The sequence below is a fragment of the Leptospira kmetyi serovar Malaysia str. Bejo-Iso9 genome (assembly GCF_000243735.2).
In the GTDB taxonomy this organism is placed as follows: domain Bacteria; phylum Spirochaetota; class Leptospiria; order Leptospirales; family Leptospiraceae; genus Leptospira; species Leptospira kmetyi.
Window position 1 is genome coordinate 1,578,767 of sequence record NZ_AHMP02000003.1, and the last position, 13,971, is coordinate 1,592,737.

The 13,971-nt window shown below is 45.8% G+C and carries 16 protein-coding genes and 1 riboswitch; of the genes, 4 read left to right on the forward strand and 12 right to left on the reverse strand.

The genetic code is table 11. From position 1 onward, the window contains the following. Window positions 1-73 precede the first annotated feature (73 nt). From LEP1GSC052_RS09780 to LEP1GSC052_RS09825, 9 genes are all read right to left on the reverse strand, one after another. The gene (locus tag LEP1GSC052_RS09780; RefSeq protein WP_010575621.1) at window positions 74-901 is read right to left on the reverse strand and encodes a DUF1444 family protein; all 828 of its coding nucleotides are present in this window, start codon (window positions 899-901) and stop codon (window positions 74-76) included. A 153-nt stretch (window positions 902-1,054) separates the two neighbouring features. Then, a complete protein-coding gene (locus LEP1GSC052_RS09785) occupies window positions 1,055-1,522 on the reverse strand; it encodes an SRPBCC family protein (RefSeq protein WP_010575622.1) in 468 nt (155 codons plus the stop codon). A 61-nt stretch (window positions 1,523-1,583) separates the two neighbouring features. Continuing rightward, window positions 1,584-2,057 carry an SRPBCC family protein gene (locus LEP1GSC052_RS09790; RefSeq protein ID WP_020986738.1) on the reverse strand — a complete coding sequence of 158 codons (474 nt, stop codon included), beginning with the start codon at window positions 2,055-2,057 and terminating at the stop codon, window positions 1,584-1,586. Further along, complete coding sequence (locus LEP1GSC052_RS09795) at window positions 2,020-2,400, reverse strand: ArsR/SmtB family transcription factor (protein ID WP_020986076.1); 381 nt, start codon at window positions 2,398-2,400, stop codon at window positions 2,020-2,022. The genes LEP1GSC052_RS09790 and LEP1GSC052_RS09795 overlap by 38 nt, the downstream gene beginning before the upstream one ends. 104 nt (window positions 2,401-2,504) lie before the next feature. Next, the gene (locus tag LEP1GSC052_RS09800) at window positions 2,505-2,960 is read right to left on the reverse strand and encodes an SRPBCC family protein (RefSeq protein WP_010575624.1); all 456 of its coding nucleotides are present in this window, start codon (window positions 2,958-2,960) and stop codon (window positions 2,505-2,507) included. A gap of 65 nt (window positions 2,961-3,025) precedes the next feature. After that, window positions 3,026-3,682 (reverse strand): ankyrin repeat domain-containing protein, encoded by a 657-nt coding sequence (locus LEP1GSC052_RS09805; RefSeq protein ID WP_020986657.1) that lies wholly within the window; start codon window positions 3,680-3,682, stop codon window positions 3,026-3,028. Window positions 3,683-3,807: 125 nt separating this feature from the next. Next, window positions 3,808-4,971: a YncE family protein gene (locus tag LEP1GSC052_RS09810; protein ID WP_020986219.1), complete on the reverse strand. Its 1,164-nt coding sequence runs from the start codon at window positions 4,969-4,971 to the stop codon at window positions 3,808-3,810. 1 nt (window position 4,972) lies between these two features. Beyond that, window positions 4,973-7,117, reverse strand: coding sequence for a TonB-dependent receptor plug domain-containing protein (locus LEP1GSC052_RS09815; RefSeq protein ID WP_010575627.1), 2,145 nt, complete (start codon window positions 7,115-7,117; stop codon window positions 4,973-4,975). A gap of 33 nt (window positions 7,118-7,150) precedes the next feature. Continuing rightward, a riboswitch (cobalamin riboswitch) is annotated at window positions 7,151-7,332 on the reverse strand. A 174-nt stretch (window positions 7,333-7,506) separates the two neighbouring features. Continuing rightward, entirely contained in the window at window positions 7,507-8,547 is a 1,041-nt protein-coding gene (locus tag LEP1GSC052_RS09825; protein ID WP_010575629.1) for a CapA family protein, read from the reverse strand. A gap of 87 nt (window positions 8,548-8,634) precedes the next feature. Here LEP1GSC052_RS09825 and LEP1GSC052_RS09830 point away from each other — a divergent pair, with 87 nt between their 5' ends. The 4 genes from LEP1GSC052_RS09830 to LEP1GSC052_RS09845 all read left to right on the forward strand — a co-directional run bounded on the left by LEP1GSC052_RS09830 (window position 8,635) and on the right by LEP1GSC052_RS09845 (window position 12,671). Next, the gene (locus LEP1GSC052_RS09830; RefSeq protein WP_010575630.1) at window positions 8,635-9,498 is read left to right on the forward strand and encodes a class I SAM-dependent methyltransferase; all 864 of its coding nucleotides are present in this window, start codon (window positions 8,635-8,637) and stop codon (window positions 9,496-9,498) included. Between the two features lie 143 nt (window positions 9,499-9,641). Continuing rightward, entirely contained in the window at window positions 9,642-11,045 is a 1,404-nt protein-coding gene (locus LEP1GSC052_RS09835) for a sensor histidine kinase (RefSeq protein WP_084492213.1), read from the forward strand. Further along, the gene (locus LEP1GSC052_RS09840; RefSeq protein ID WP_010575631.1) at window positions 11,038-11,487 is read left to right on the forward strand and encodes a response regulator; all 450 of its coding nucleotides are present in this window, start codon (window positions 11,038-11,040) and stop codon (window positions 11,485-11,487) included. The genes LEP1GSC052_RS09835 and LEP1GSC052_RS09840 overlap by 8 nt, the downstream gene beginning before the upstream one ends. Further along, the gene (locus LEP1GSC052_RS09845) at window positions 11,487-12,671 is read left to right on the forward strand and encodes a hybrid sensor histidine kinase/response regulator (protein WP_010575632.1); all 1,185 of its coding nucleotides are present in this window, start codon (window positions 11,487-11,489) and stop codon (window positions 12,669-12,671) included. The genes LEP1GSC052_RS09840 and LEP1GSC052_RS09845 overlap by 1 nt, the downstream gene beginning before the upstream one ends. Before the next feature lie 7 nt (window positions 12,672-12,678). Here LEP1GSC052_RS09845 and LEP1GSC052_RS09850 read toward each other — a convergent pair whose 3' ends face one another. Genes LEP1GSC052_RS09850 through LEP1GSC052_RS09860 form a run of 3 tightly spaced genes read right to left on the reverse strand, consistent with a single transcriptional unit; the run spans window position 12,679 to window position 13,891 of the window. Next, complete coding sequence (locus tag LEP1GSC052_RS09850) at window positions 12,679-13,095, reverse strand: GFA family protein (RefSeq protein ID WP_010575633.1); 417 nt, start codon at window positions 13,093-13,095, stop codon at window positions 12,679-12,681. Continuing rightward, window positions 13,092-13,574, reverse strand: coding sequence for an SRPBCC family protein (locus LEP1GSC052_RS09855; protein ID WP_010575634.1), 483 nt, complete (start codon window positions 13,572-13,574; stop codon window positions 13,092-13,094). The genes LEP1GSC052_RS09850 and LEP1GSC052_RS09855 overlap by 4 nt, the downstream gene beginning before the upstream one ends. A gap of 2 nt (window positions 13,575-13,576) precedes the next feature. Then, window positions 13,577-13,891 (reverse strand): ArsR/SmtB family transcription factor, encoded by a 315-nt coding sequence (locus LEP1GSC052_RS09860; protein ID WP_010575635.1) that lies wholly within the window; start codon window positions 13,889-13,891, stop codon window positions 13,577-13,579. Window positions 13,892-13,971 lie beyond the last annotated feature (80 nt).

A 13,971-nucleotide genomic window follows, 5' to 3' on the forward strand; every position in this document is an offset into this window, starting at 1 on the left:
AAAGTTCTCAACGAAGTTGAGAACCCCTAATCGCACAAAGAAACCGCACTGCATTCACAAGACCAAGTGGATCCTACCTTACCCCTTCCCTGCTACCTACAAAAACCTCCTGCGAAATCGAATACGCCCCCGACTGAAAATCCAAAACGATTTGTTCTTTCAAACGATTCTTGACCGCATCGGGCAAGGAACGACTCCAAACAAGCAGAAGATCCCGCTTCGGAATTGCGAATTCAAACTCGTTTCCGAAACGTTTTACAAGTCGCTTCCGAAGTTTCGGCAATAGAATTCGAGTCGCTTCGTAAGAATCAAACATACGAACCGCAAAAATTCCGGGACGCACCTCGACGATCTTCACGTCGCGGCTGATCCGATCCAAGTTGATGATCGCGTTTCGAAACATTTCCTCTTCGGAAACTTTCCAAAAAGTCGGATCTTCTTCCAGAACGTATCGATAACCTTCTTTGTAATTTACGACGAACGAAACGACCAGACCGTTTCCGAAAGATCTTCCCGAAAAGATCCGATTTTCGTTCGCGTAATCTCGGCGAATGATCTGCGGCATGAGAATCGTTTTGGCCTTTTCCCAAGACAACGCTGACTTAGGCCGATTCTCAGTCATTCGAAGAGCCTTTTCGAAATGATTGAAAATCACTTCTTCTTCGTTTCCGGCCGCAGTTTGATAGATTTTGTATAAATTGGAAAGAATATATTCAATTTCGTTTATATAGATGCGTTGTCGGTCTTCGGTCTTTCGAATTTTTTCGTTCGGGAACCTTTTTTCCAAAACGGCAATGACAAGATTTTGAAATTCTTTTTCGCCGAGTTTGTCTTTTGATTGCGATTCCGCACCAAAAGAAACGACGAGAATCAAGAAAATAAAAATCCCTATTTTTTTCACAAAATTCGTCTTGAAAATAATATTCTAATTTTATAATATTTAAAAATTCACGGCAAGGAATCAAAAACATTTCGGAACACATTCCAAATTTTGCATAAACCTGCAAATCGCACGGCTTTTTTAAAAACGCCGTGCGTTCTTTGATATGACCTCTCAGTTGAGATCGTCTATCTTAAAGTCGTTCGGTGCCGGTTGACCTTTCCCCGCTTCCACAAGACTTTTCAAACTAAGAAGAAACACCGCCCATTTCATACTGCAATGCGCCGTAAAATCGCTTTCGTTCTTCCAATCTTGATGACGAAAATGAATCAGAGTGATCGGTTCTCCCTTCGGAGTGTTCGCCGAACTCAATTGAAAATCAATATGAGAACCGATCCAATCTTCAGGTCCCGTAGTGCATTCCCAGAGGACGCGTTCGGGAATTTGTTCCTTCACTTTCATTTCGATTCCCGCGATTCCGAAATCGAAATGGATCGATTCCCCCGCTTTGGAATACCCGCCCGCGAACGTTCCCCCGACTTGTTCGGTCCACCAACCCGCAAGCCCGGCTTGTGTCGTAAGCGCGCGTAAGACCTCCGTAGCCCCCGCGTGAATTCCGATCTTGTGATAGATTCCGTTCATATAGTTTTCTCGCTCCTTCTTCTTTGCTTTTTTACTTTGCTTCAATCCATAAAAACTGATTTTACGTTTGCGATTTCTGCCATCGTTCCAGTCCCTCAAGAATCCTCGTCCAACCGTAGGTATGCGATTCGATTTCCTCGTCGTTTGCAAGACGTTCCTGAATCAACGTTATGAGAGTTTGGGGTTTGAGGTTTTTGTTTCCGGAAGAATCCTTCTTGTCGCTTAACAATTCGGTAAAAGTCACGGTGACCAACGTATCTCTCCATTCGGTCGCTTCCGATCTCCAAGTGAAAACGAGTTTAACCGGTTCTTCGATGACGCGGTATTCTCCTTCGTGAGGGAGAATTTTTCCGTCAAGATGCATGTTGATTAAGAACTTACCGCCCGGTTTCGGATCCATGGTCACGGTTCCGATCGTGATTTCTTCGTCCGGTAAAAACCAACTCGAGAACGCGTCCGCATTCAACCAGGCTCTGAACAATCGAGTCGGTTCCGCGTTAATTTTTTTTTCTACTTTTAGAACTTCCGAGATCATGATCTTGTTCCTCTATAAAAGATTCCAGTTTGTCGAGTTTGCCCGTCCAAAATTCCCGATGATATTCGAGCCATTCGGAAGCTTCGTCGAGCGTTCGATTTTGAAGTTTCAAGCGAAAACTGCGGCCGTCTTCGGGATCTCGTATCTTTTGCACAAGCCCGGCTCCAGTAAGCACGTCGATATGTTTGGCCACGCCGGCAAAAGACATCGAAAAAGGTTCAGCGAGCTCCGAGATCGTCAAAGGACGTTTCCGCAGACGCACAAGCATTTTTCTTCTCGAGCCGTCGGAAAGGGCGGCAAAGACCCGATCCAATTTTTGTTCCTTGTTTAACAATCCAACCATTTAGTTGAATATTTTTTCTCGGAACAGGAATTGTCAATTATTAAACCATTTTGTTGAATAAATTCCTTCGGGATTCGGCGTTTAAAAAAGGGAGAATTTACGGTTTATCCGGTTTCACACAATGTTTTCAGAGCTTTCAGAGCGCGAGGCCACATTTTTTGGAACATATCCTTGTATTCTTCCGCGATTTGCATTTCCACGATCAACTTCGTGTTTCCGTTCGATTCTTCTTGAAAGGTATAATTCTCGAAAGAAGGCGCCCACTTTTTGACAGCTTCGCTTTCGGTATCTACGACTCCGTCTACGATCAATCCCAAATGGAGAATGGAAATAAATTTATACGGAATATTCTCCTGAACCTTACTGAACATTCCCTGCAACGCTCCGTTGTCGTCGGGTCCTACAAAACGGATTTCCGTTCCCTTTTCCCAAGTGCCTTCGTAGTAAGAACCTTCGTGAAATTCTTTGGTCCAGAGTCGATAGGTTTTATCCTCGAGCATCTTTTTCCAAACGGTTTTTACGTCGGCATGGATGGTAATATTGAAACTGATCGTCTCCATATTCGATTCTCCTTAAGTCGAAACAAGGTTTATCTTTTTTGCGCCCGCGTCAACGGAAAATCGACTCAAACTTCGAGAGCCTTGGCTTCGATCACATTCCCTTTTTCTAATGCGATCGCGTGCGGCGTTTGTTCTTCGGAGCTCATCCTTTTTTTATCCGCGCCCTTTTTTAAAAGAAGTTGAATGATCTCTATACTTCCGGATCGGCTCGCCGCGATGTGTAAGGGCGTGATCGCTCCGGGATTTTGAAGCGCGTTTGCATCCGCTCCTTTTTCCAAAAGAAGCTCCACGACCGCTTTTTTTCCGGTGGCTACCGCGGAATGCAAAGCCGTGTTTCCATACGAAAGTTTACTCTTGGACGTCAGACTTAAATCCGCGCCGGAAGCAACTAAGAATTTTACGATTTCCAGATGTCCGAAATAAGCCGCGAGATGTAAGGCGGACCAACCGTCCTTGGAAAGAGAATTGATCGTTTCGGGAGAAGAGGCGACGATCCGTTTTGTTTCTTCCAAATCTCCGAGCGCAGCCGCTTCGAAAAGATTCCGTTCCGAATTCAGATCGTATATCTCTTTAGAAATATCTAATTTTCCGTAATAAAGCGAAAATAGAACCGGAGTGATTCCCTCTTCCGTTACGCTTTGGAAAAGTTCGGGATCTCTTTTTAAAAGACCGATCACCTTGGCCTTTTGCCCGCTTGCTATCGCCTGAAAAATTTCCTGCATAGAGATCACCGTCGCTTTTTTGTGAGAGGATTAAATCCCGTTTTTGAAAAAAATTCAAGAGAATTCTTGATTCGAACTTCATAAAACGATTCGAAAGAACGACGTTGCGCGAACGCGGAAGATTCTTATTTTAATTCGATCAGATCGTAAGGCTGAAGATCGACGGAAATCGGATTCGGAGTCAAAAGCGCGTTTCCCCTTTCCGTATCGAACATCGTCACACCCGGCTGTTGAAACTGAGTGTTTCCCACATACAAAATCTTATCCGAGGCGAGAAGAATGCTCGAAAGACTCGCGTCGTAACTCGAAGGAATGGTGAGAAGGGTGGAAATTCTTTCTCCCGTACTCGGGTTGAACACCTGCAGGGTTTTGGTGAACCCCGCGTCCAAAACGGCGGCGTAACCCACGGAATCCGATTTTATCTGAACCACGAGAATATCTCCGCCCGCAACGGTTTCGGAATACAAAAATCGGGAAACAAAGGAACGTGTTGATAAGCGAAATGCGCTCACTCCTCCGTCGATCTGACTTTGAAAACCCATTCTCGCGGGAGTCGCGATCACAAGATGCGGTTCTCCGAAAAGATCCACGAGTTGCGGTTTGCTTACGGGATTGGAAGTCGGAAACGTATACGTTCCCACGACCGTGTCCGTCGCGATGCTGATCTCCAATAACAACGAAGTCGTGTTAGGCGGAAAATATCCGGAAGGATCGTTTCGATCCAATCTTTGCAAACAAACAAAAAGAGAATCTCCCACGATCTTCAGACCGTTCATCTCCGGAATTCCGTCCGGCGCCCCGCCGAGAGAAAACGATTCCGCATAAGCGCCCAGATCGATCGAACCGGTGATCGTCAAATACGTCGGATCGACGATCAACAAACGATTGGAACCAAAAAGACTTACGTACGCTTTGGATGCGCTCGCAAATTCCATGTCGACCGGGTTGACCTTTAAACCGAGGGAAAGTTCCGCGATGGTCACAAAACCGTAGTTAGGTTCCAAAACCTGAATGCTGTCCCGATTGAGTCTGTTTAAAACGAAAACCCTTCCGATTCCGAAACGAGCCACCGCGTCCGAATGGATCGGAGTCAAACCCGGATAACTGTAAAGAAGAGAGGGATTGATGACCTTAAATCGTCCGCCTCCTCCGAAATCGGTCGTAACGACTCCTATGTTTCCGGGAGAATTTTGGGTCAACAGAAGACTCAAGAACGAAGGACGTTCTATGTCCCTGCAAAACACATTCAAAAAACAGAATAAAAGAATAATCTTAAGTTTTGATCTCATTTCAAAACCTCATACTCAGGGTGGCGTACCAACTTCTTCCAGGAAGCGGATAACCGATCAGATCCGAGACCCTTTTGTCCGTAAAATTCTTCACTTCAAAGGTAAGAAGAAATTCTTTCGAAGGAGCCGATTCTTTCGGATTCCCCAAAGCGTCCTTCGTAATTTCTCCCGGCTCCGAATAAAGAACCCATGTGAAAAAATAATTCCAGATCTGTCTCGCGGGAATGTAATTGATGTATTCGTTTGTTCTATCCCGAAACACCGCGCCTATGTATAAAAGTTCGATTCCGGTTTCCAGTTTTTTACCCTTCCAAGACAACGTGCTCGAAAATTCGTGCCTCGGCCTTAAGGGAAGAATTTTTCCGTGCAGATACGGAGAAGAGGAAGTGTTGATCGCTTCTTGATACGTATAATTAAAGAGAAACTTGATTCCGTATTTCCAATCCTCTCTATGAGAAAATTCTAATCCTCTAATTCTCGCGGAGTCCACGTTCTCCGGTCTTAAGGTAAACTGGGAGTTCGGAAGAAACAAAATCATATCCTTGATGTCTTTGGAAAAATAAGAGACGCTCGTTTTCGTTTTCAAAAAAGAATGATCCGATTTTAGAACGAACCCCGCGTCGCCGTTTCCGCTTTGTTCCGGTTTCAGATTCGGATTGGCGATGATACTTCCTTGTTCTCCGAACATTTCCAAAAAAGAAGGAATTCTATATTGTTTAGAAACGTTCGCTTGGAACTGAACGTCCCAGGTTTCCTTTTCGAACAACTTCCATACGAAACCGAACTTAGGATTCGTAAACGCGGTTTTTTTCTGATCGCTCGCCAGAGGATCCTGTCTTCGATACCAGGGTTCTTCGGAAGGAAAACGATCCTTATAATGATCCCAGGTCACGGAAGGAATCAAAAGAACCTTCGCGTTCCAAAGACGGACCTCGTCTTCCAATCGAAAGGAAGAATACGTTCGCTCCTTCATAGGTTCCACTCTTCCTATGATATTGGACGGAGTCAGTCTTTCCCGATCGAAGGATTCTTTTTCCAAAGAAGCGAAACCGCGGATGATCTGATTGTAATCCGTGAGATATAAGGTCGGCATCAGTTGAATTCCGGTTTGGCGGATCTCCGCTCTCGCGTTAGGCGTTCCTTTGGAAAACTCGGAACCCGGATCGAAAAGATCGTCCTTGGCCGCGGTGTAAAAACTTCTCGTTTCCAATCGAAAGGAATCGACGAACAAACCCTTCGTGTCCGTCGCAAACGAACCCGTATATCGATCGTATTTTCTGTGAACCTGATTGGTCTGATTGGAACCGGGCCCCGGAAGTCCGTGGATTCTATGATTGAAGTCGTTTAACAATTTCAGTTCGGTTTTTCCGATCTGATATTTCAGCGTTCCGAACAGCGCGGCTCTTTCGAAAGCCGCGTTTTTTCTTCTATCGATCGTGTCGTCTAACGTGTTTAATACGACCGTACCGTGATCGTTTTTAAAGGAAAAATTCTGATCCGATTTTTCCCCGAGCGCCAAAAAGCTGGTTCCGATTCCGTTGTAGGTTCCGGTATGCGATACGCTCGCCTTGCCGGTGTTAAACGATCCGCCGCCCAGGTTGATTCTCGTTTTGGGTTTTCCCGAATCCTTTCTCGTAACGAGGTTGACCGATCCTCCGATCGCTGAACCGGAAAATCCGATCGGGTTTCCGGATCGGTAGACTTCCACGCTTTCCAAACTGTCAAAGGGGAGATCCGCGAGATTGACTTCCCCGCCTTGGGAATTATTCAAAGGAATTCCGTCCAAATAGATTCTGGATTGGTTCGGATTCGTACCTCGAATGGAAAGAGTGGAATAAGAACCCAAACCTCCGAAGGAACGAACCCGAAGCCCGGCTTCCCTTTCCAAAACCTCCGGCAAAGACGTATAACGTGCGGAGGTTTCGTCGAGTTTGATCGCGGATTGAAAACCGCTCGGATTGGATCTGAAATTTTGGGAACCGGAATCGGAAACTTTTCCGACGACCTGAACCGTTTCCGCTTTTTGCGTCGGTTCCGTCGTTACCGAGTTCCGATTACGATCTTCCTGCGCGGATAAACCCCGGACGATCAGGAAAAACAGGAAAAAAGAATATTCTAATCTTCGAATGTATTTTTTGAGCGCCATTCTCAAACCCGACCTTAACTCCCGAAAGTCCCATCAGTTTGTATTAACTTGTCAGGTTTTCTGGCTTTCGCCGATTTCGCTCCCTTCCCGCGAAAAAACGCAGTGGGCTGATTGCGAAATCCTTTACGGCGATTACAGCTGCGGGTTCAGCTCCGGACTTAAACCGGATTCCCTTCCTCTCGAAAAAGAGGACGTACAAGTTTCCGTTCCAGGTTTTCCGAGAGGGATCAGGCGAGCAAGAGAATTCCTTTGCGAAGAAGACGAACAACGGCCACGCTCCGCTGCCTTTTGTTTAAAACGCTCTCTATGGGTCGATAGCTCAGCTACGCTGAGGAACAACGGCCACGCTCCGCCGCCTTTTGTTTGAAACGCTCTCTATGAATCGCGTTTCAAGGAAGAATGGTTCCGTCTTCGGAAATTTTAGGACCTTTGCCGGGGAAATCTTCCTTGGTCAGTTTTTTCATAAGATCGATGGTTTTCTTTTCGGGATCGTATTCGGGGATCGAAGCCGAGTCGAGTTGCAACGGGATGATTTTTCCTTTTACGAACTTACCCTGAGAATCCACTTCCGCTTCGAGAACGAGGGAGTAACCCACGATTCCTTTGGAAGACAAGGCTCTATAACCCATAAAGTTTCCGAGAGAATACGCGATCAATCTCCCCTTATACAATTCCATCGCACGCACCAAATGAGGACCGTGACCGATCACAAGATCCGCGCCCGCGTCGATGAGAGAATGACTGAACTCGACTAAGTTTCCTCTGTATTCTCCGTAAAAACGTTCCATCTGATTTTTTACGTGAAGAGCCGGACCGCCCTCCGCTCCGCCGTGAAAGGAAATAAAAACGAGCTGCGCTTTTCGTTTCGCTTCCTTGACGAGTTCCACTCCTTCCTCGATTTCGTTCACGTTGTTATGCGACTTCAAATGGGAGAATCCGATCCAAGCGATCGAAACGTTTTTGACGTTCATATAAGTGATCATTCCCTTCTTACCCGTATAACGGATGCCGACGTCGGAAAGATTTTTCTGAGTGTCGTCGAAACCCTGCTGGTGAAAATCCAAGGAATGATTATTAGCAATACTTAAAATATCGAAACCCACGTCCTTCAAAACTTTCGCGTACGAAGGAGGAGTTCTGAACGCGAAGATCATTCTTCTCGAAGTGTCCTTCGAAGTGTTCGGATAATTGGTAAGAGTACTTTCGAAATTTCCGAAAAGAAGGTCCGCTCCTTTCAGATAATTCTCCACCTTGCCGAACAAAAAGGATCTCGGATCTTGAATGTTCAAAGGTTCGGGGAAGTTCGTTCCCGGCACCATGTCTCCCACCGCTTTGATTTTAATCGTCGTGGCGGCCGGGGAATCCGCGAGAAGAGCGGAAGAAAAAAGAAGGAAAACGGATAGAATGGTAAGAATTACGTTTCGGTTCATGTCCTTTCATGAGTTTCAACGAGAAGATCCTCGTAAAGCAGAATTTCTATCAAAGGAATCTCGGCGACGCCCGATAAGAATCATAGAATGGAAAGAATCCCCTGCAACACATGCGGCTCGTCCGAGTTCGAACCGCTTTTTTCCAAATCCAATCATAAGAACGAACTCTTTCATATCGTTCGATGCAAACGTTGTGCGCTCGTGCAGGTAAGTCCGCAACCTTCTCCGGAAGAAGTGGCTTCTTATTATTCGGAAGAATATTTTTTAAAACGAAGCGACCGCGGTTACGATAATTATTTTTCGGACGGAATCAGAAACGAAATCTCGCGCGTGTTCGGACTCAACTTAAAGGATTTGGACTTCAACGTTTGGGAAGAATCCTTGTCCTCCGAAAAACGATGTCTCGACGTGGGCTGCGCGGCGGGTTACTTCGTGGATTATATGCAACAAAGGGGTTGGGATTCTTATGGAATGGACATCGCGGAAGCGCCCGTGAAGTTCGCGAAAGAAAAACTCAAACTCAAAGTGGAACGACTGGACTTTCTGGAATGGAAACCGAAACGAGAAGAGAAGTTCGATCTGATCACTCTTTGGGCTTCCATCGAACATCTTCATAAACCCAAAGAAACATTAGAAAAGATTTATACACATCTGAAACCCGGAGGAAGAATCATTCTTTCGACCTGCCGCTGGGGAATTCTCGCCAAACTCCAAGGCCCGTCCTGGAGATATCTGAACGTTCCCGAACATCTCTACTACTATTCTTTGCCGGGAATCGTAAAACTCTGCGCGTCTCTCGGTTTGAAAAAGAAAAAACACATCACATACGGAAGCGGTCTCACCGCAAAAAAGAACGCCTCCGCGCTTTATAAAATTCTAAAATACGTCGCGGACCCCGCGGTGAAACTTTTGGATCAAGGCGATATGATGGCTCTTTCCTTCGAAAAATAAAAAAACAGGCCGGACTTCGCTTCCGCTTTGAAATAAATTCTTGCCCGATTTGTAAAAAGTGGAATATAATTGCCACGTTTCCGAGCGGGAATCTTAAGATTTTCTTGCTATTTTTAAGTTCCTAAACTATAAACGTCATCTCCATTTTTGAGGTTGCCTTGAAAAGTGCGATTGAGAAAAACATCGTCCTCGGTTTGAGCGTTATTGTCGCTTTAAACATAGTCATCGCAGGCGCTTCGTTTTACGGACTGCAACAATCCGAAAAACTGAAGGAATGGGAAACTCATACTCAGGAAGTTCTCATCAGTCTCGAGGAAACCTTATCGGCGTTCGGCGAAATCCATTCCATTATCCGGGGTTTTATCCTATTTACCGATCCGAATTTTCTAAAGAATTTCTACGATACAAAGGCGGAGATCTACGATCGTTTGAATAAGGTCGACGGGCTTATACGGGACAACCCGGAACAACAGAAAAGACTGAAACTCGTACGTTCTATGATCGATGAAAAGATCGCTTATCTGGAAGAACAGGTCGTGGAAAGACAGCGCAGATCGATCCAAAGTTATTCGGTGCCCTTTCGTTCTCCGAAGGGAATTCCGCTCACGGAAAAAATCAAAGACGTATTGCGGGAAATGAAAAAAGAGGAAGCGATTCTTTTGACCGCCCGCAAAAAAAAATCGGAACTGAATTTGACGATAGCGACCGCGTTCGTTTTTTCGGGAATCGTTTTGAATCTTTCGTTTATCATTCTTCAGAACTTTCTGATCTACAGGGAAAGCAAACGAAGACGATCGGCCGAAAACGCCTTGGAAGAATCCAACAAAAACCTCAAGACCCATTCCGCTGAATTGGAAAGATCGAACAAGGATCTCGAAGCGTTCTCCTATTCGGTTTCGCACGACCTTCGCGCTCCGATCCGAGCTATATCAGGATTTTCTAAAATTCTAATGGAGGATCACGGAAACGATCTCGGAGAGGAAGGAAGAAGAATTCTCAACATCGTCATCCAGAATTCGGAAAACATGGGACAACTCATCGACGATCTTCTCGAATATTCCCGATTGGGAAGAAGGGAGATAGCGTTCTCGGTCGTGAACATGAAGTCGATGGCCGAAAAAATTCTCGAAGAGATTACGAACTATTATCCGGAAACAAAGATTGAAACGATCGTGGGCGATCTTCCGCAGGCAAAAGCGGATTCGGGTCTTCTCAAACAACTTCTATTCAATCTGGTTTCGAACGCGTTTAAATATTCCAACAAAAAAGATTTTCCCAAAGTCGAAATCGGTTCGTATCAAAACGACGGAGAAACCGTATTCTTCGTAAAGGACAACGGAGCCGGGTTCGATATGAAATACCAACACAAACTTTTCAACATCTTTCAAAGACTTCATCACGCGGATCAATTCGAAGGAACCGGCGTCGGACTTGCGATCGTAAAAAGAGTCATCGAAAAACACGATGGTAGGGTTTGGGGAGAAGGCAAACCGGACGAAGGCGCTTGTTTCTATTTTACCTTGGGAGCTCACGAGAATCATGGATAAATTTCAAGACGATCTGATTTCGATCCTTTACGCGGAGGACAATCCTCAGGATTCGGAACTGACGCTACGAAGTCTGAAAAAACACAATCTGAGCAATCAGGTCAAACTCGTTCGGGACGGCGAAGAAGCATTAGAATATCTTTATGCAACCGGACGTTATGCGGATCGGGACGTTTCCCAAATGCCTTCTTTGATTCTTCTGGATCTGAAGATGCCGAAAGTGGACGGGATCGAGGTTCTTCGAAAAGTAAGAAGCGAAGAACGAACGAAGATGCTTCCCGTCGTGATTCTCACCTCCTCCGCGGAAGAAAAAGATATCGTCGAAAGTTATAGACTCGGCGTGAACAGCTACGTGGTCAAACCTCTCGAGTTCGGGAAGTTCAGCGACGTCGCGAGCGAAATCGGATTTTATTGGATTCTAATGAACAAAAGCGTAATGTAATGATTCAGAGAAAAGTTTACATCATCTGCATCGAGGACAACCCGAACGATTTGGGTTTGATGATCCGCCAAATCAGCGCGAGCGGACTGGACTTTTCATACAAACAAATTCAAACGAAGGAAGAATTGGTTCAGGAATTCAAAACCAGCGAACCCGATATCATTCTTTCCGATTTTTCGCTTCCTTCCTTCGACGGAATGGAAGCGCTTCATCTCGCTCAAAAGTATCATCCTAAGGTTCCGTTTCTTTTCGTTTCCGGTTGGCTCGGCGAAGAAGCCGCCATAGAAGCGCTCAAACAAGGCGCCACGGATTATATTTCCAAAAATAAAATCACCAAACTGATGTTCTCCGTGGATCGCGCTTTGAAGGAATACGACGAAAGAAATCTTCTCGAAGAAGCCGAACGGGAAAACGAAGCGCTCAAATCCCAGTTGATTCAAGCGCAGAAACTCGAAGCGATCAGCCTTCTTGCAACCGGCGTGGCGCACGAAATCAACAATCCTCTTACGATCATGATCAATTACGCGCAATTGATTCTCGCACAAAGCAAGGACGATTCCATTCTCAAATACGCGACGAACATCTTGGACGAAGGGGAAAGAATCGGGAGGATCACGAAGGATCTTTTAAAACTTTCCAGACAAGAGAAACTCGTTTTATCGCTCGTCAACTTTAGAGAGATCGTTCAAAAGACCGTTTCGCTTTGCGATCAGTTGTTTAAGAAGGATATGATTCATATCGAATCGGATTTGCCGGATTCCCTTCCGGAAATCCGATGTGTTCCTCAACAGATTCAGCAAGTCATATTAAATCTTTTGAACAACGCAAGAGACGCTCTCAATCAAAAATATCCCAAGTTCGATTCGAACAAGATCATCCAACTTCAGGCCAAACGGTTCGACAAGGAAGGAAAACTTTGGATTCAGATGATCGTAGAAGACCGAGGCATCGGAATTCCTCCCGAGGAAGCGAAGAAGATTTTCAGTCCGTTCTTTACCACGAAGAAGGTGGAAAAAGGAACCGGACTCGGCCTTTCCGTCAGCACCGGAATCATCAAGGATCACGGCGGAGAGCTATATTACGAAAGTAAAGAAAACGAATATACTCGTTTCTTTATAAACCTTCCCGTAAATCCGGAAAATAAAAATCAACCGGACCTTTCGGTCGAAAAGAATTTCGCTTAAACGAACTTTATGCGTTCGGCATTTTTTCGAACGCTTTCAAAGAAGGATCGATCTTGTCCCAAGCCAATCCGCGAACGCTGTATGTAAGCGCCTGCGGAGAAAAAAGACTCGGCTCGTCCAAACTGGTCGCGTGAATCGCGATCAGATCCGGCATCGCGGCAAAACGTAAGTAAACCGGAGTTCCGCAAACGGGACAAAAAGAATGGATCTTTATGTTTCCGCTGTCTCCTTTTACTTCCCAGTGGGTCGCATCGCCGCTGATCGACATTTCGCTTCTGGATGGAAAGGTCAGATAAGAACCGTGACCGGTGCCGCTTCGAAGCTGACAGTCGCGGCATTGACAGTGATTCTGAAAGATAGGTTGATGTTTCGTCGAATAGCGGATCGCGCCGCAAGCGCATCCGCCCTCGTATGTCTTACTCATGAACGATTCTCGCTTGAAGCCAACTTCGGTTTAGCAAAAACGTCGATTCCTTCTCCCGTTTCCAGCAAAGACTTGAGACTGGAAAGAACGATCGGCCATCCTTGTTGAATTCCTTTTGCCATACCGCTACCCGCTTCCAGTTCGTCGTGCGTTACGGTAAGCCTTACCATCGCATCATACGGTTCGATATCGAACGTAACGCGGCTATAACTCTCCGGATCGTCGGCTTGAGAAGGGTTGGCCCAAGTGATGACCAAACGCGAAGGAGGAGTAACCTCTACCACCTTACCCACGATTTGAACCGTACGTTGTTCGTTGGCGCGCACGTGTTCCCAATCCGCGCCGGGCTTCCAATCGGAAACATTCTCGTGTCCCCAATAACGTCGTGCGATCTCCGGTTTCATAATCGCTTCGAACACCTTCTCCGGCGTCGAACGGATATAAGTCACATAAACAAAACTCGTCTTCTCTTTACTCATGGTCACTCTCCTTCAAGCTCTTTCTTCAAGTCGTGCAAAAGACTCAGTCGATGTTGTTCGAATTTTCGAACCCATCGCTCATAAACTTCGTGCAACGGTACCGGGTTGATGAAATGCAACTTCTCTCGGCCGCGCCAAACCGTACTGATCAGATTGGCCGCTTCGAGAATCCCGATATGTTGCGTCGCGGATTGCCGCGTCATCTCCAAGTGTTCGCAGAGTTGACTCAGAGTTTGCCCGTTCTTGTCATACAACAAGTCGAGCAGCTTTCTGCGCGTCGGGTCTCCCAGTGCCTTGAAAACATTGTCAGCGTCCATCCGTTGCGTTCGTTACAAAATCATTATGCAGGTATTTACCTGCATGTCAAGAAAAATAAAAACGAGGTTCTCGGTTTTTT